The sequence below is a fragment of the Rhodococcus sp. IEGM 1408 genome (assembly GCF_033142235.1).
Lineage (GTDB): Bacteria > Actinomycetota > Actinomycetes > Mycobacteriales > Mycobacteriaceae > Dietzia.
This window is the reverse complement of sequence record NZ_JAWLRW010000002.1, coordinates 429,177-446,628: the sequence shown is the minus strand read 5'-3', so window position 1 is coordinate 446,628 and position 17,452 is coordinate 429,177. Positions and strand designations below refer to the sequence as shown.

Genomic DNA, 17,452 nt, shown 5'->3' with positions numbered 1-17,452 from the left:
TGGGATCTCACCTGACAGGGGTATGTGCAGCCCTCGTCGTCCGGCCGGTCACGCCGCGGGCCAGTGCTCCGGAGGTGCTCCGAAGGTGGCGTCGGCCGTGTCGACGACGGTCCGCCCGAGCCTGCGGTTGCCCCAGCCGCCCACCGCCGCGCCGATCCCCGCGGGGGCCAACTTGCCCAGGGCGAGGGTGGCCCGTTTGACTGCGAACTTCCGGGCGAACCGGGACACCATCCGGCGGTTGATCGCCTTGAGGCCGGGAAGTCGCAGGGCGTTGCCGGCGAGCGAGCCGCTACCGGAGGTTCCGCTGGCACTGATCGCGTTGGACAGGATCGCTGTCCCGGAGGCGCCGAGCATGATCGTCATGACCAGCAGTTCCTCGTGCTCACCGTGGCGTACGTCGACGCCGTGGACCTCCGCGACGGCGAGTGTGTAGAACGCGGCGGCCTCGAGGAACACCAGCGACTCCGCGCCGATCGCCCCGAAGGCCACGACCGTGCCCACCCCGGGGACCGCACTGGACGCTCCGACCGCGACACCAGACGCGGTGACCATCGCGAGGAACCGGGAGTCGAGCCGCTTGCGGAGCTGGGCGGGACTCTCGTCGGGGTGCGTCGAGCGGAGCTTGCGCACATACCCCTGCGCCGCGCCGGTCTGGCTCCGGATCGCCCGGCGCAGGGCGGCGGTGACCATCCCGGCGAGAGGGCCGGAGACGTGGGCGTCGGCGGGGGCGGCGCGGTCTGACACAGGGGGACTCCTCGATCGTGGTCGCGGGCTGGACCGGTGCTGGCGGTCCGAGTCGGTCCCCCCACGGTACGGAGGATCAGTGCGTAGCGCTCCTCACGGCAGAACCCGCTCGGTGTACTCGTTGCCGAACACGCGGTCCGGGTCGAGACGGTCGCGCACGGAGACGAAATCGTCGAAGCCCGGCACCATGGTCGCCAGGTCGGTGGCGGTCCGCGTGTGCATCTTGCCCCAGTGGGGTCGGCCGCCGGCAGCGAGGAAGATCTCCTCGGCGAAGCGGAAGTACTCGGTGTGGTCCATCAGGTGGAACTGGTGGACTGCGATGTAGCAGACGTCGCGGTGGTACGCGGTCGACAACCAGACGTCGTCGGCGGCGGCGAACCTCACCTCGACGGGGAACGGGGTGACGATGCCGGACCGGTTGATCGCATCGCGGAGGTCGCCCAGCACCCCGGCGGCGGCGGCGACCGGCACCGCGTACTCCATCTCGCGGAAGCGGACCCGGCGCGGAGAGGCGAACACCTTGTAGCTGCGGTCGGTGTACGTACGGGCGGTCAACGCCGCGGAGGCGAAGCGGTTGAGCCGGGGGGTCAGCGACGGTCGTCGGGCGGCGGCTCGGCACATCGCGCCGTAGACCTCGTTGGAGAGGAACTCGTCGTCGATGAGCTCACGGACACGGCCGACCGGCTGGAGGTCGGCGTCGCCGGGCAGGCGGGTGTTGCGCTTGACGTTGATCGCGTCGGTGTGGGGGAACCAGAAGAACTCCGCGTGATCGGCCGAGCGTGCGAAACCCCCGAGATCGGCCAGCGCCGCGGTCAGCGTCCACGGATGCTCCTCGGCCCGCAGGGCGAAGGCGGGGACACAGTGGATCGTCATCTTGGTGATGATCCCGAGCGCTCCGATCCCGAGACGTGCCGCCTGGAACACCTCCGGGTGGGACTCCCGTGAACAGGTGAGCACCGAACCATCGGCGGTGACGATCTGCAGGCCGACGACGGTGTCCGGCAGGCCCGAGGTGGCGTATCCGGTGCCGTGGGTGCCCGTGGAGACCGCACCGGCCAGCGACTGCTCGGCGAAGTCCCCGAGATTGGGCTGGGCGAGGCCCAGTTGCCACAGCAGTGGGCCCAGACGGTGCAGACGGGTTCCCGCCCAGACCGTCACGTCGGCGCCGTCGACGATCCCGGAAGCGTCGCGGGTGGGGACGATCGATTCGATCCCGGTGAGGTCGTCCAGGGAGATCATCACCCCGTCGGTCGCGGCGGCGGGGGTGAAGGAGTGCCCCGCCCCCACGCACTTGACCCTGGTGCCGCTGCTGGCGGCCACCGACACCACCTCGGCCACCTCGGCGACCGTCGTGGGAACCGGCCGGCCGGTGGGGGAGCACAGGACGTTCCCGGCCCAGTTCTGCCACGCCGTACTCGAGGTCGTCATATGGGCCGAGATTACCCGCCGGGGACGCAGCGGGGGACTTACTGGACGATTGACCTGTCGAGCGGGCGGGGGGCGCGACGCACCCGGGGGAGTGCGCGTGGTTATCGCTGTCCACACGGGCTCGGCCGTCGTACAGTGAGCGGGTGACCAGACGACTTCCTGCCGACCAGCGCCGAGCCCAGCTCCTCAGGGCCGCGCTGGAAATAGCGGAGCACGACGGTCTGGGCGCGGTGACCATCCGTGGCGTGGCCGAGCGGGCCGGTGTCTCGCTCGGCGTCGTCCACTATTGCTACACGGATAAAGAAGAGCTCCTCCGCGAGTTGATCGGCGCGGTGAACTCCGAGGTGCACAAGGCGGCCAAGGCGTTCGTCAGTGTCAACTTCGACTCGGGCGCCCGTGGGACGGAGGGTCTGCGCCGGCGGCTCTACGAGGCCGTCGACCTCATCTGGGCGGTGATCTCGGCCTCGCCCGACCGGCAGCTGCTCACCTACGAGATCGTGTCGTACTCCATCCGTACCCACGGTCTGCCCGAGGTGGGCCTGGCCCGTGACCAGCAGACGTCCAACGAGGAGATCGTCCGGTCCGTGCTCGAGCGCACCGCGCATTCCGCGGGGATGGACTGGAACATGGGGCTCGACAACATGGTGCACGTGGTCGACTCGGTGATCGCCGGCATCGGGCTGCGCTGGCAGATCTCGCGCGACGACGACGAGGCCAACACACTGCTCCACCGGGCCGTCGACCTGGTTGTCGCGGACGCGCGTCCCACTGAAGGTGCCTAGCCGCGGGGGTGGCCGGGTGCCGAGCGCGCTGGACAGCGTCGAGGCCGCCACCGCCGAACTCGACGCACCGCTGGCGGCGCTCCACCTGCCGACGCTACGAGCGAATCTCGCCGACCTCAGGCGCCGAGCCGGGGGGACCCGGATCCGGGTCGCCAGCAAGTCGGTCCGCGCACGAGGCGTGCTGGAGGAGGTGCTGGGTCCGGGGCTCCGTGGCGACGACTCGGTACGCGGGATCATGGCCTATTCCCTCGCCGAGGCCCTGTGGCTGGTGGGCCGGGGCTGCCAGGACGTCCTCATGGGATATCCCACGGTCGACCGCGGAGCCCTGTCCGAGCTCGGCGCGGATCCGGTGGCGCTCGCCGCGGTGACCCTGATGGTCGACGACGTCCGGCAGCTGGAGATCGCCCGCGCCGCGGGTGCGGGCGGCGCCCGGGTGTGCGTTGACGTCGATGCCTCGTTGAAGCTCGGGCCCCTCCACCTGGGGGTGCGACGCTCGCCCCTGCGTGGCCCCGCCGATGTCGAACCCCTGGTCCGGAGGGCCGTCGGAATGGGGTTCCGGGTGGTCGGGGCGATGTTCTACGAGGCGCAGGTCGCCGGTGTGCCCGACGACGTCCGGGGGATCGGACTGGTCAAGAAACTGTCGATGCGTCGCCTCCTCGGGTTGCGCGAGGCCGTCGCCTCGACCATCGCCGACCTCACCGGGGAGCAGCCGGAGATCGTCAATTCGGGCGGTAGCGGGTCGGTCGCCGAGAGCGCGGCCGATCCCGCCGTCACCGAGGTCACGGCCGGGTCGGGGTTGTACGTTCCGGGGTTGTTCGACCACTACCGGTCCTTCACGCCGCGGCCGTCGCTGTTCTTCGCGCTCCCGGCGGTACGGACCCCCGCCCGGGGTCACACCACCTTCCTCTACGGCGGTTACGTGGCATCCGGGGTGCCCGGGCCGGACCGGTTGCCGGTGCCCGCCAGGCCTCCGGAGCTGCGCTACCTGGGGAGGGAGGGTGCGGGCGAGGTCCAGACGCCAATACGCGGGGAGGTCCCCATCGGCGGCCGCGCATGGTGGCGGCACGCCAAGGCCGGGGAGCTGTGCGAGCGGTTCGACACGCTCCACGTGGTGGACGAGACTGCAGAGGGGCCCGCCGTGGTGGATCGTTGGCCCACCTACCGTGGGGAAGGGAAGTGCTTCGGATGACGGATGCCACTGCGATGACCGATGACGTGCGGGACCTCCTGCACGAGGAGGCCGTCTCGATCACTGCCGACCTGGTGTCCATCGACTCGACCAACACCGGGGACCCGGCGACGATCGGCGACGGTGAGACCCGCGTGTGCCGGCGGATCGCCGAATACCTCGACGAGGTGGGGATCAGCAGTCAACTGGTCGAGTCCGTACCCGGCCGCGGCAGCCTCTTCGCCCGGGTCGACGGGCTCGATCCGGGGGCCGGTGGGCTGGTGGTCCACGGCCACGTGGACGTGGTGCCCGCGGTGGCCGAGGACTGGACGGTCCCGCCGTTCGCCGGCGAGATCCGCGACGGTTGGCTCTACGGCCGCGGAACCGTGGACATGAAGAACATGATCGGCATGATGCTCGCCGTGGTGCGGCACTACCGACGGGAGGGGATCACGCCGCGCAGACCCCTCCTGCTCGCCTTCTTCGCCGACGAGGAGGCCGCGGGCCTCATGGGCGCCAAGTGGGTGGTGCGGGAGCGTCCCGAGATCTTCGACGGGATGACCCACGCACTGAGCGAGGTCGGGGGCTGGTCCGTCCCCGTCGCCGGGCGTCGCCTCTATCCGATCGCGATCGCCGAGAAGGGCGTCGCCTGGGCGCGGGTGAGCGCACACGGCACGGCCGCCCACGCCTCACGGCCCACCGGGGACAACGCTGTCGCGTCGATCGCCGGCGCCGTCCACCGCGTCGCGAGCCTCGACTTCCCGGTGGCGCCGACGGAGGCCAACACCGCCCTCGCCGCGGCGGTCGGCGAGATCGCGGGGGTCAGCGGGGATGTGGCCGATCTGCCCACCCACCTGGGCGTCCTCGGACACTTCGGGCCGCTCGTCGGTGCATCCCTCTCGCACACCGCCTCCCCGACGATCCTCTCCGCCGGGTACAAGACCAACGTCATCCCCACCGAGGCGTTCGCAGAGATCGACTGCCGGGTCCTGCCCGGCGGCGAAGACACGTTCCGCGCGGAGATCGAGGAGGAGCTCGGCCCCGACGTGTCAGTGGAGTGGGTCTGGGAGCCGCCGATCGCCGCCCCCGCAGACGACCCGCTGGTCGGCGTCATCCGCGAGGCCGTCGTCGCATCCGACCCGGACGCGCTGGTCGTGCCCTACCTGCTGCCGGCGAGTACGGACAACAAGCACCTGGCGCCGCTCGGCATCGACGGCTACGGCTTCGTGCCGTTGCGCGTCCCCGACGACTTCGACGTGTTCGGTCACTTCCACGCCGTCGACGAGCGGGTTCCCGTCGACGCTCTCCACTTCGGTGCGGACGTGCTGGCCCGCGTGCTCCGATCGGCGTGACGGGCCTGCTCTCGGGTCGCCCACGGGCGACCCCGCGCGAACGCCTGCCCGCAGACGTCTGGGTCCTGGTCGCCGCGGCATTCGCGGTCGCGATCGGCTACGGGATCGTCGCGCCGGTGCTACCGCAGTTCGCCCGGAGCTTCGACGTCTCGGTGACCGCCGCGTCGGTGGTGGTGAGCGTCTTCGCCTTCTTCCGTCTCGTCTTTGCCCCCGCCGGCGGGTTCCTGGTGGACCGGCTGGGGGAGCGGTGGGTCTATATGACCGGGCTGCTCATCGTGGTGGCCTCGACCCTGGCCACTGGTCTCGCGCAGGGATATTGGCAACTGCTGGTGTTCCGAGGGCTCGGTGGGCTCGGCTCCACCATGTTCACGATCTCCGCGATGGCGTTGCTCACCCGACTCTCACCGCCGGGCGCACGGGGGCGGATCGCCGGCCTGTACGCCACCGCGTTCCTGCTCGGGAACATCGGCGGCCCGGTCCTGGGCGGGCTGCTCGCCGGGTTCGGGATGCGCATCCCGTTCTTCGTCTACGCGGGCACGCTGCTGGTGGCGACGGGAGTGGTCGCCGTGTTCCTCAGGGGTGGTCGCCGACCGTCGGGGGACGACGGCACCCCGGTGCAGGAGCCCCTGTTGGTGGGCGAGGCGCTGCGCGACAGCGTGTACCGCGCGGCCCTCGTCTCCAGCTTCGTCAACGGGTGGAGTTCCTTCGGTGTGCGGGTGGCCATCGTCCCGTTGTTCGCGGCGGCCAATTTCGATGCCGGCGCCGGGGTCGCCGGAACAGCACTCGCCTCTTTCGCGGTGGGCACCGCGGCCGTCATCTCGGTGGCGGGCTGGCTGTCCGACCGCTACGGGCGTCGCCCCCTGGTGATCGGGGGGTTGCTGGTGTCGGGGGTCACCACCCTTGTTCTGGGCTGGTGCGACACGGTTCCGCTCCTCGTCGCGGCCTCGGTCGTGGCCGGGATGGGGGCAGGGGTGCTCAACCCGGCCCAGCAGGCGGCGGTCGCGGACGTGATCGGCGCTGATCGTGCAGGTGGGAAGGTACTCGCGACGTTCCAGATGGCCAGCGACTCGGGGGCGATCCTGGGTCCGGTCATGGTCGGGCTGGTGGTGGACAGGTTCGGTTACACCCCCGGATTCGTGCTCTCGGGCACCCTGCTGCTGGCCGGCGTCGTGCCGTGGTTGTTCGCCAGGGAGGTCCGCGAACACCCCGGCCGGGCCATGCCGGGGGAATGACCAGCGCTGTCGTGTCGCGTGGGAGGCCTCCGACGCCGTACCATGGAGTTCCTAATGAACAACGACAACGAGGACCGTACCGCCGCTGCCGGCGACGAGGTCAATACCGCCGCCAGCGCCCCTGAGACCACCGCCCCCGCTACTGAGGGGGTCGAGGAGCAGGGTGACGTCGCTCCCGCTCCCATCGCCACAGAGCCCGAGAAGTCGGCTGAGGCCGCTTCCGCGCCCGTGGCCGCCGAGCCCGAGAAGCCGGCTGAGGCCGCTCCCGCACCCGTGACCGCCGAGCCCGAGAAGCCGGCTGAGGCCGCACCCGCCGCTGAGAAGAAGGCCGAGGTGGATCCCGCCGCCGCCACCTTCGCCGACATGGGCCTCGCACCGGCCGTCGCCCAGGCTGTGAAGGATGTCGGCTACGAGGCCCCCTCCGCCATCCAGGCGGCCATCATCCCGCTCGTGCTCGCCGGCCGCGACGTCGTGGGCCTGGCTCAGACGGGTACCGGTAAGACCGCGGCCTTCGCGCTGCCGATCCTCTCGCTCATCGACCCGTCGGTGAAGAGCCCGCAGGCGCTGATCCTGGCGCCCACCCGCGAACTCGCGCTCCAGGTCGCCGAGGCGTGCATCACCTACTCGGCCAACATGCCGCAGGTCAACGTGCTGCCCATCTACGGCGGCCAGGCCTACGGGATCCAGCTGGCGGGGCTGCGCCGTGGCGCGCAGATCATCGTCGGCACGCCCGGTCGCGTGATCGACCACCTCAAGAAGGGCACTCTCGACCTGTCGGGACTGCGCCACCTCGTGCTAGATGAGGCCGACGAGATGCTCGCGATGGGTTTCCAGGAGGACGTCGAGCGGATCCTCTCCGACACCCCCAAGACCACCCAGGTCGCGCTCTTCTCGGCCACCATGCCGTCGGCGATCCGTCGGATCTCGCAGAAGTACCTCACCGACCCGCTCGAGGTGAAGGTGGCGTCCAAGACGGCGACGGCACCGACGATCCAGCAGCGCTACGTCCTGGTCAACCACCGGGACAAGCTCGACGCCCTGACGCGGATCTTCGAGGTCGAGTCCTTCGACGCGATGATCCTGTTCGTCCGCACGAAGTCGGCCACCGAGGAACTCGCCGAGAAGCTACGGGCGCGCGGGTTCTCCGCCGCGCCGATCAACGGCGACATCCCGCAGAACCTCCGCGAGCGGACCATCGAAGCACTCAAGGACGGCCGGACCGACATCCTCGTGGCCACGGACGTGGCCGCCCGCGGCCTCGACGTGCCGCGGATCAGCCACGTGGTCAACTACGACATCCCGCACGACACCGAGTCCTACGTGCACCGGATCGGCCGTACGGGCCGCGCCGGCCGCAGCGGCCAGGCGTTGTTGTTCGTCACCCCGCGTGAGCGTCGCATGCTCTCGCAGATCGAGCGGGCCACGCGTCAGCCGCTGACCGAGATCCAGCTCCCGAGCGTCGACGACGTCAACGAGATGCGGATGGCCAAGTTCGGGCAGTCGATCACCCAGAGCCTGGACAACCCCCACCTGGCCCTCTTCCGCCGACTGGTGGGGGAGTACGCCAACGAGCACTCCGTGTCGATGGAGGACATCGCCGCAGCGCTGGCCACCCAGTCGCGCAACTCGGACGAGTTCCTCATGCGGGAGCCCGAGCGTTCGGTGCAACGGCCGACCGAACGTCGGGATGACCGCCGCGACGACCGCCGCGAGCCGCGGAGGGACGACCGGCGCGAGCGTCCGGCTCGCGACTCCTCCGCAGGCCCGAGGCCGTCGCGGGCGGGCAAGGACATGTCCGAGTACCGGATCGCCGTGGGTAAGAAGAACAACGTCAAGCCCGGTTCGATCATGGGCGCCCTGGCCAACGAGGCCGGGCTCAGCGGAGGGGACATCGGCCGCATCTCCATCCGGTTCGACCACTCCATCGTCGAGCTCCCGGCCAATCTCTCCCACGATCAGATCGAGTCGATGCGCGGGATCCGCGTGGCCGGGGCCGAGATCGACATCCGTCCGGATTCGGGAGCTCCGGCAGGCCGACCGTCGTCCTTCCGTGACGAGCGCGGCGCCGGTCGTCCCCGCGGCGGTGACCGTGGCGATCGCGGCGGTGACCGGAGGAACGAGCGGAGTGGTGAGCGGAGCTCGGAGCGCGGCGGCGGGTTCCGCGGTCGCTCCGGAGGCGGCTCGGACCGCTAAGCAGATCTCAGGACCGCGGTGACCGCCGCTGCCCCCGCCGCTACCCGCCGCGGGGGCAGCGGCGTATCGCCGTGTCCAGGACGGCGTGGTCGGCGGCGGTGACCGGCAGGTCGTACGCGGCCGCGGCGGTGAGGTATCTGGCCGCGTAGAAACAGTGCCGCGTGGGGTCGGGCGGTAGCCACTCCGCGGGTGTCGAGTCGCTCTTGGTGGTGTTCACGGAGCCGGTGACGGCGACGAGGTTCCGGTCGACGTCGTTGGCGAACGCGGCGCGCCGCTGCGGGGGCCAACGCCACGCCCCGAGGTCCCACGCCGCGGAGAGCGGAAAGACGTGGTCGACATGGATCCCCCGGATCCCCGAGCGGCCGGCGTCCACCACCCGGCCGGTGTACGGGTCAGTGAGGATCCCGCCGTGCACGGTGCACGGGGTGTCGGGATCCACCGTGGTGCCGATGAGATCCCGGGCCAGGACGTCGTGACGAGTAGGGCACCCGTTCCCCGAACCCGGTGCACCCGTCGTATCGCTCCAGGCCGGACCGAACACACACGCCGAGGACCCCGAACAATCCCGTTCGTACCCGGGAACCGGGACGCGGTCCGGCACCACCTCGACCACCGCCAGCAGCGGAGCGACGCGGTCGCGTGCCGGGCTCCCCGGTGCAGAGGTGCGCGGCTCACCAAGCTCCACGACCAGGCAGAGCACCAGCGTCGCCGCGACGGCCAAGCCGAGCGCGCGAGGCGCTGTCGGCGGCACGATCCGGCCGGGCCCGAGGTCACCGAACCCCGTCCGTGGTTGAGGCGTCACAGGGGGAGTATGGGTGCAGCCCTGTCCCGGACAGCAGCTCCGAGGGAGCGAGGCCGCGGTGCCTGTGGAGACGCCCGGGCCTGTGGACGGACCGGTGACGCCGCTGCTGGGCCCTGCGGGGGAGGGGATGTCTGATGGCCGTGCTTTCATGAGGTCGTGACCCCGACCGCCGATCCCCGCCTCCACGCCGTGTGGCAGGCAGGGGTCGTGGGCCTGTGGTGCGAGACCGGGCTGCGCAGGCCGCAGTCCGTCGCTCCGGCCGCCACCGTCACCGCCGTGGCCCGGGCTGGCGCACCGGCCCCTGTGGTCGAGTTCCTCGAGCGCTACAAGCTCACCCACCGGATCAGCGTTCGCGCTGTCGTGGAGGGGCAGGTCAGGCCCGCCACGGTGCCCGGGGTCCGGATCTCGGTCGGTGCCGCGATGGACCTCTGTCAGCTCCTCGCGGTCGATGAGCAGACCGATGCGCAGTGGGTGGGGCCGGGCCTGCGCGCTTTCTCGGCGTTGTCCGAGGGGGTCGCGGCCTTCATCTCCGCGGGGCATGCGGTGCCCGCGTTGAGCAGGTCAGATGGTGAGTGGGACGCCTCGTGGGAGCTGGTGTCGTCGCCGGTGGTCTCGGCCTGGGCGGCCGAGAGCCTCACCCGCGCCCACGGGTTGGTCGCCACCCGTGACGAACTCGACAGTCTCCTGTCGTCTCTGACGGGCCACCACGCGCGGGCGGCACTGGCGCTGCTCGCGGCGGATCACCACAGTGCGCTCGGGGACGCACTGGTGAGCGGCGGGGAGGTGACGTCCGGCGGGCAGTCGCTCGCCGATGCGATCAGGGAGTTCGGTCGTGCGGCCGCGGCCAAGGACGTGGAGGTGGTGTTCCGCCTCATGGAGCCATCGGGTGACGACGACTCCCCTGACGACTCTCCGGAGCGCCCTGTCGGCGAGTCGTCGTCGGGCGCAGGAGTGTTCTGGAGACTGGAAGTGCTCGTCCGGACGGGCGCCGACTCGTTGCGGCCCCTGAGCGAGCTACCCGATACGTCGTCGGTGACCCAACCGGTCCGCGACGTGGTGGACAGGGCGGTCCGCTACTGGCCCCCGCTGAACCGTGCCACCCGGGTGGCCGACAGTCCCGACCTGCTCCTGCCCACCGACCTCGTCGTGGATCTGGTGGACGAGGGCGTGGAGGCACTGCGCGGCCGGGGAGTGGAGGTCCTCCTTCCCCGGGCCTGGACCAGGGTCAGGACCGCGGTCAGGGTGGCGGTCAAGGAGCCGGGCACCGAGGCGGTCGACTCGGGGCATCGACTGGGGCTCGAGCAGCTGGCGGACGTGAACTGGGAGATGGTGGTCGACGACTCCCCGTTGGACGCCACCGAGGCCCGGATGCTGCTCGACGCGGCGTCCGACCTGGTGAAGCTCCGTGGTCAGTGGGTCCGCGCCGACTCGGGTGCGTTGCGGAGGGCGGCCAGGTTCCTCGCCGCGCGGCGGGGCGTGCGGGTCACCGCTACCGCGCTCGTCGCGGCGTTGATGTCCGAGGAGGCCGAGGAGGTCGAGATCGAGGCGCCCACCACCCTCGACTGGATCCCCTCGTCGTCGTCGGTCCCGGTCGTCCTTCCAGAGTGGTTCCGGGCGACGCTACGCCCGTACCAACGGGACGGCCTGCGCTGGCTCTCGGCGTTGTCGCGAGCCGGAACCGGAGCGGTGCTGGCCGACGACATGGGCCTGGGGAAGACGATGCAGGTCCTCGCGCTCACGTCCGCCGAATACGCCGACGGCCGGACCGGCCCGACCCTGGTGGTGGCGCCCCTGACCCTGGTGGCCACCTGGGCACGAGAGGCCTCGACGTTCGCACCGGAGTTGCGGGTGCACGTCCACCACGGGCCGGGGCGGGAGCGGGGAACGGACGCGGTCCAGCGGATGACGAGCGCGGATCTGGTCCTGACCTCGTACGGCACGGCCGCCCGCGATGCGGAGCTGCTCACGGAGGTGCCGTGGCGGCGCCTGGTCGCGGACGAGGCGCAGACGGTGAAGAACCCGTCCACGGCGGTCTCGCGAGCCATCAGGTCGATTCCCGCGGAGCACCGGATCGCGCTCACCGGTACCCCGGTGGAGAACCGCTTGGATGAACTGCGCGCGGTGCTCGACTTCGCCAACCCGGGGCTGCTCGGTTCGGCGAGCAGCTTCCGCGCGCGGTTCGCGGTTCCCATCGAGACCCATCGGGACGAGGCGGCGGCCTCAAGGTTGCGGGCGCTCGCCGCGCCCTTCGTGTTGCGCCGCCTCAAGTCCGACCCGCGGGTGGCCGCCGACCTGCCCGCCAAGCAGCACATCCGCGTCGACTCACCACTGACGCGCGAGCAGGCCACGCTCTACCAGGCGGTGGTCGAGGACATGATGGAGCAGGTCAAGGAATCCGAGGGCGCGGCTCGCAAGGGGGCGATCCTGTCCGGACTCACGGCGCTCAAACAGGTGTGTAACCATCCGGCCCACTACCTCGGCGACGGGTCGGCACTGCTGCGCGGGGGTCGTCACCGGTCGGGGAAACTGGCGGCGCTGGACGAGGTCCTCACCGAGATCCTGGACGCGGGGGAGAAGGTCCTGTTGTTCACGCAGTACCGGGCCTTCGGGGATCTCATCATGCCGCTGCTGGAACGGCGGGCCGCGACCGAGGTGCCGTTCCTCCACGGTGGCGTCACTGCGGCAGGTCGGGCCGCGATGGTGGAGGCGTTCCAGCGCCCGGGCGGCCCGCCGGTGATGCTCGCGTCCCTCCGGGCCGGTGGAACCGGGCTCACCCTGACGCAGGCGAACCACGTCGTGCACATCGATCGCTGGTGGAACCCGGCGGTGGAGAACCAGGCGACGGACCGTGTGCACCGGATCGGGCAGACGCGGGTGGTGCAGGTCCGCACCCTCGTGGCGCCGGGAACGGTGGAGGATCGCATCGACGAGTTGTTGGAGTCCAAGCGCGCACTCGCCGAACTGACCCTGGGCCCGCTCGCGGGGGCGCTGACAGAACTGGACGACGTCGACCTGGCCGCGCTGGTGGCACTGACCGACGAGGGGCAGGACGAGCCATGAGCGAGTGGAAAGGGATCCCCGCGAGGTCCCGGGCGGGGGAGTTCGGCACCCACATGTGGAGTCGGCGGTGGTCGAAGGACTTCGAGTCCGGGGTGGATCGTACCGAGGTGTACCTGGCCCGCAGTGCGGCACGCGATGGGAAAGTCCTGTCGCTGAAGCACTCCGGTCGGAGAATCCGCTGCGACGTCAGGGGCAGTTGGCCTGAGCCGTTCACGGTGGAGTTCGAGTTCGCCCCGCTCGACGGGACCGATTCCGACGCCCTCCGCGTCGCGCTCCGGCAGGAGGAGGGGGGAGTGCTCGGCGCCCTGTCCGGGGGGTACTCCGACACCGTCGGGTTCCTCCTCCTGCCGGCGGTGCACGGGTCCACGTCGTACTCATGTCCGTGCCCGGTACGGCCAGGCCCCTGCAGACACGTGCTCGCCGCGGCCTATGTCCTGGTCGAGTGGTGGGATGCCACACCCGAGGTGATGTTCGCGCTGCGGGGGTTGCGGGCCGAGGAGCTCGGCGCGGTCCTGGGTGGCGCGGCGGGTGGGAACGACGGGGGCGTGGCGTATGACGTCGAGGAGAGCCTCTGGGGCCGGGACCCGCTTCTGCCGACCGTCCCGGACCCCGACCCGGCGGGGATGGAGGATCTCCTGGACGCCCCGGTGACCAGGAGACTCGCCGCAGCCGCCACCGGTGATCCCCTCGAGCAGCTGCGTGTGGTGGCCGATCTCGAGGACTTCCTCGACGCGTTCACCAGGTACCGGCCCCGGTGACGGGCCCCTCCTCGGGGCCGCCCGTCGCAGCGGTGTCGGACCCTCGACCTACGATGCGGCCATGAACAAGCCACGGGACGTCGGCACCGTCAGGTTCCTCCACTCAGCGGACTGGCAACTCGGGATGACCCGGCGATTCCTCGGGGCCGAATCGCAGGCCGTCTACACGGCGGACCGGTTGGCGGCGGTCGCTGCACTGGGAACCCTGGCCTCCCAGCACGGGGCGGAGTTCGTCGTGGTGGCGGGAGACGCCTTCGAGGACAACGCTGTCCCCAGATCCGTGGTTCTCCGCGCCGCCGAGGCCCTGGCCGCGTTCCCGGTACCCGTCCTCATCCTCCCCGGCAACCACGACCCCCTGGACGTCTCGTCGGTGTTCCGCTGCCGGGACTTCTCGTCGGCTGTGGAGGGCGGGTCCGTGATCATCCTCGACGGTTCGGGGCCGGTCGACGTGGTCTCCGGAGTCGAGGTGGTCGGCGTCCCGTGGACCTCCAAGCGCCCGGACCCCGCGCGCCTACCGGCGCTGCTGTCCGATCTGGAACCGACGCAGGGAGTGCGGATCGTCGTCGCACACGGCGGGACCGATGAGATCTACGTCGGGGACTCGCCCTCCGTGGAGGCGATCCGCGTCGCGGCCCTGGACGAGGCGATAGAGGCGGGGCTCGTGGACTACGTGGCGCTGGGCGATCGACACTCCGTCACCCGGGTGGGGTCCGGGAACAGGATCTGGTTCTCCGGCAGCCCCGAGACGACGGCCTTCGACGACGTGGAGAGAGACTCCGGCCACGCCCTGCTCGTCGAACTCGGGAAGCGGTCCCCGGCCGGGGAACGGGGCGACTGCACCGTCACCCCGCTCCGCACCGGGCGGTGGTCGTTCCTCGCGGTCAGCGCCGAGATCGACACCGAGGAGGATCTCGATGCGCTCGCCGAGCACGTCGATGCGGTGGAGGACAAACAGCGAACCGTCCTCAAGCTGGGCCTGACGGGGACCGTCGGGGTGGCGCTGCGGGCCCGGATCGATGACCTGCTGGAGACGTGGTCGGCGCTGTTCGCCTCCGCCTACCTGAGGGAGAGGCTCACCCACCTCGTGGTCCGTGCGGAGGATTCCGACTTCACCGACCTGGTCGACGGCTACGCCCGACATGCGGTCCAGGACCTGGTGGCGGCTGCCGGGGCGGGTGGTCCCGAGTCCGAGGACGCCGGCCACGCGCTCAGCCTGCTGTTCCGGCTCGTGGACGGAGCAGTGCGTTGATCCTGCACCGGCTGTGCATCGAGGACTTCCGAGGCGTCGCCCGGGAAGAGGTTCACCTCCCCCCGCGCGGGGTTTTTGTGATCGAGGGCCCCAACGAGTCGGGGAAGACCAGCCTCATGGATGCGTTGGAGATGCTCCTGGAACACAAGGCATCGTCGGGGCGGGCGGAGATCAAGGCCGCGAGCCCCTTGGGCCGGGACGTCTCCGTGGTGGTGGAAGCGGAGTTCACCATCGATGGTGAGCGGATGCGGTACCGGAAGGAGTTCGTCCGCGGCAAGAAGACCTCGCTCGAGTTTACGGACACCGCGAGGGTCGCTCTATCGGGAGATGACGCCCACGACTATGTCCGCGACCTCCTCGATCGCCGGGTCGACCGCTCCCTGTGGAGGGCCCTGCGTATCGCCCAGGACGAGCCGATCGGTCAGGTCGAGGCGGGCAAGGGCATGGACTCGCTGCGGCGCGCTCTGGATGCGGCTGCCGGCGGAGAGAGCCCCACCGGTGACGACACCCTTGTCACACGCGTGGCGGAGGAGCGGAACCGCTATCTGACGGCGCGCCGGGGCGAACCCACCGGCGAACTGGCACGCTCCGGGATGCGGCTCGCGGAGGCACAGAACGCACTCGCCGCCTCCAGGGCGCGACTCGCGGAGCTCGACACCGCGGTGGCAGATCACTCTGGGCAGACGGCTGTTCACCAGACCCGTGAATCCTCGCTCACCGCCGTGGTGGCCGAGGTCGCGCGCCTGGAGGAGGCCGGCCGTCACGTAGCCGAGCTCCGCGACACGTGCAGGTCCGCCGAGAGGAAGGTCGACCGCACCGCGGTAGCTCACGAGGCCTCCAGCCGCGAGCTCAGGGAACGCACCGAGCTCATCAACCGGCGCGATGACGAACAGCTCAGGACCGCCGGCCTCCGCGATGCGGTCGCGCTGGCAGCGCAGAGGCTGGAACCCGCTGAGCGGAGGGCGCGGGAGGCCCGGACCGCTCTGGAGGTAGCCGAGGGACGGGTCACCCAGGTCCGGTCGCAACTCGATGCCGAGCGCGCCGCGCGGGAGCGAGACCGCCGACGCTCGGACCTCACCGCCCTGGACGCGACCCTCGAGACCCTGTTGTCGGTGGGGGAGGAACTCGCGGAGCGGGAGACCGAGCTGGCGGACGCGGAACTGCCCGAGGAGTCCGTCGAGCGGTTACGTGCTGCCGACGTGTCCCTCCGCGAGGCCGTGGTCCGCAGCGCCGCCAGCGCCCCGCGGGTGGAGGTGACCGGAAGCGATCCGATCCGGGTCGGAGGAGACACCGTCGACGCCTCCCGGGGGTGGGCGCGGGAGATCGTCGAGGACACCGTCTTCGAGGTGGGCGCGACCTCCCTGACAGTCTTTCCCGCCGGGGACACCGACGCGGTCCGCCGCGCGGAGGCTGCAGCGCGCTCCCGCATGACAGCCCTGCTGGACGATATCGGGGTCGGATCGCTGGCCGCGGCCGAGCAGCGGGCACGGCGCGCCGATGGTCTTCGCGCCGATATCGTCGCGCTCCGGCGACGGAGGGCGGATCTCCTCGGCGCAGACACCCCGGATGACCTCACCCGTAGGCGGGCATCGCTCGCGATCGCGCTGGAGTCCGAGCCGGAGACGGGCACGACCACGGCCACTTGCCCGGTGAAGCGCGATGACGGTTCGGACGAACCCGGGGCCGAATCACTCTCGGACCTGACCGCAGCGTTCGCCGCGGCCGAGGACCAGCTGTCCCGGTGCCGCGCGGAGGAGCGGGCGGTGGCGGCGGAGGCAGAGACCCTGCGGACCGATCTCGCCACCCGGGCCGCGCTGGAGGCGGAAGCGTCGGGCCGGCTACGGGAATGCGAGGACGCACTCGACGCGGCGAGGGCGACGACCTCCGACCACGAACTCGCGGCGGCGGTGGATCACACCAAGCAGGTAGCGGACTCCACCCGTGAGGCGGCCGAGCACGCACGGGCTCGGTTGGATGACGCCCTGGCCGACGCCCCGCCGGAACTCCTCGACAACGCGCGGGCGTCTCTGTCCGCGCTCGTCGCCGAGGAGCGGGAGAGCGCTGCCGCGGTGGCCACGGCCCTCGGCCGGGTCAACGCGATCGGCGACCAGGGGCGGCTGGAGGAGGTCGCCGTCGCGGACCGGGAGGCCGAGGCGGCGCAGAGGGAGAACGACGCGCGGTGGCGGCGGGCCCGCGCGGCGGACCTTCTCCACCGCACCCTCGAACGACGCCGCTCCGAGGCACTGTTGGCCTACCAGGCGCCCTTTCACCGCGCTGTGGTGGAACTGGGATCCCTGGTCTACGGGCGCGAGTTCGATGTGCGACTGGGAGAGGACCTGACGATCCTCAGCCGGAGGATCGGCGAGGTGACGGTCGACTACGAGTCGTTGTCCGGCGGTGCGCGCGAGCAACTCGCCGTGATCGTCCGGATAGCCTGCGCGAGGCTGGTCGGGGACAACGGCGTCCCTGTTTTCCTGGACGACACGATGGGATACACCGATCCCTCTCGCCGGTTGACGATGGGAGCGGTCATCGCCGCGGCAGCAGCGACGTCGCAGGTGGTCGTGCTCACGTGCGACCGGGCCCGTTTCGCGGGGATCGGGGGCGCGCGTACCCACGTCATGCAGAGGGGGAGTGCGAGCTCAGATTGATCGGGGAGAACGTCGTGGAAAAACGACCGGTGG

General features: G+C 71.0%; 12 protein-coding genes. 9 read left to right on the top strand and 3 right to left on the bottom strand.

Going from position 1 to position 17,452, the window contains the following annotated elements:
• Positions 1-48 precede the first annotated feature (48 nt).
• Positions 49-744, bottom strand: coding sequence for a hypothetical protein (locus tag R4P08_RS04895; protein WP_317812630.1), 696 nt, complete (start codon positions 742-744; stop codon positions 49-51).
• Positions 745-837: 93 nt separating this feature from the next.
• Positions 838-2,172 (bottom strand): D-arabinono-1,4-lactone oxidase, encoded by a 1,335-nt coding sequence (locus tag R4P08_RS04890; RefSeq protein WP_317812629.1) that lies wholly within the window; start codon positions 2,170-2,172, stop codon positions 838-840.
• Positions 2,173-2,315: 143 nt separating this feature from the next.
• Between R4P08_RS04890 and R4P08_RS04885 the strand changes: the two genes are divergently transcribed.
• The 5 genes from R4P08_RS04885 to R4P08_RS04865 are packed head-to-tail and all read left to right on the top strand — an operon-like array spanning position 2,316 to position 8,899.
• Positions 2,316-2,954: a TetR/AcrR family transcriptional regulator gene (locus R4P08_RS04885; RefSeq protein ID WP_317812628.1), complete on the top strand. Its 639-nt coding sequence runs from the start codon at positions 2,316-2,318 to the stop codon at positions 2,952-2,954.
• A gap of 16 nt (positions 2,955-2,970) precedes the next feature.
• A complete protein-coding gene (locus tag R4P08_RS04880; RefSeq protein ID WP_317812627.1) occupies positions 2,971-4,143 on the top strand; it encodes an amino acid deaminase/aldolase in 1,173 nt (390 codons plus the stop codon).
• The gene (locus R4P08_RS04875) at positions 4,140-5,474 is read left to right on the top strand and encodes a M20/M25/M40 family metallo-hydrolase (protein WP_317812626.1); all 1,335 of its coding nucleotides are present in this window, start codon (positions 4,140-4,142) and stop codon (positions 5,472-5,474) included. Before R4P08_RS04880 ends, R4P08_RS04875 begins: the two co-directional genes overlap by 4 nt.
• Positions 5,471-6,706 (top strand): MFS transporter, encoded by a 1,236-nt coding sequence (locus R4P08_RS04870; protein ID WP_317812625.1) that lies wholly within the window; start codon positions 5,471-5,473, stop codon positions 6,704-6,706. Before R4P08_RS04875 ends, R4P08_RS04870 begins: the two co-directional genes overlap by 4 nt.
• Positions 6,707-6,760: 54 nt before the next feature.
• Positions 6,761-8,899 carry a DEAD/DEAH box helicase gene (locus tag R4P08_RS04865; protein WP_411741156.1) on the top strand — a complete coding sequence of 713 codons (2,139 nt, stop codon included), beginning with the start codon at positions 6,761-6,763 and terminating at the stop codon, positions 8,897-8,899.
• A gap of 40 nt (positions 8,900-8,939) precedes the next feature.
• Here the strand turns inward: R4P08_RS04865 and R4P08_RS04860 are convergent, their stop codons facing one another.
• The gene (locus R4P08_RS04860; protein ID WP_317812624.1) at positions 8,940-9,701 is read right to left on the bottom strand and encodes an HNH endonuclease family protein; all 762 of its coding nucleotides are present in this window, start codon (positions 9,699-9,701) and stop codon (positions 8,940-8,942) included.
• Positions 9,702-9,857: 156 nt separating this feature from the next.
• On the opposite strand from R4P08_RS04860, the gene R4P08_RS04855 reads away from it, so the two are divergent.
• The 4 genes from R4P08_RS04855 to R4P08_RS04840 all read left to right on the top strand — a co-directional run bounded on the left by R4P08_RS04855 (position 9,858) and on the right by R4P08_RS04840 (position 17,419).
• A complete protein-coding gene (locus tag R4P08_RS04855; protein ID WP_317812623.1) occupies positions 9,858-12,761 on the top strand; it encodes a DEAD/DEAH box helicase in 2,904 nt (967 codons plus the stop codon).
• On the top strand, positions 12,758-13,519 hold the full coding sequence (locus tag R4P08_RS04850; RefSeq protein WP_317812622.1) for a hypothetical protein: 762 nt from the start codon (positions 12,758-12,760) through the stop codon (positions 13,517-13,519). The genes R4P08_RS04855 and R4P08_RS04850 overlap by 4 nt, the downstream gene beginning before the upstream one ends.
• 61 nt (positions 13,520-13,580) lie before the next feature.
• A complete protein-coding gene (locus R4P08_RS04845) occupies positions 13,581-14,768 on the top strand; it encodes an exonuclease SbcCD subunit D (RefSeq protein WP_317812621.1) in 1,188 nt (395 codons plus the stop codon).
• On the top strand, positions 14,765-17,419 hold the full coding sequence (locus R4P08_RS04840) for an AAA family ATPase (RefSeq protein WP_317812620.1): 2,655 nt from the start codon (positions 14,765-14,767) through the stop codon (positions 17,417-17,419). The genes R4P08_RS04845 and R4P08_RS04840 overlap by 4 nt, the downstream gene beginning before the upstream one ends.
• Positions 17,420-17,452 lie beyond the last annotated feature (33 nt).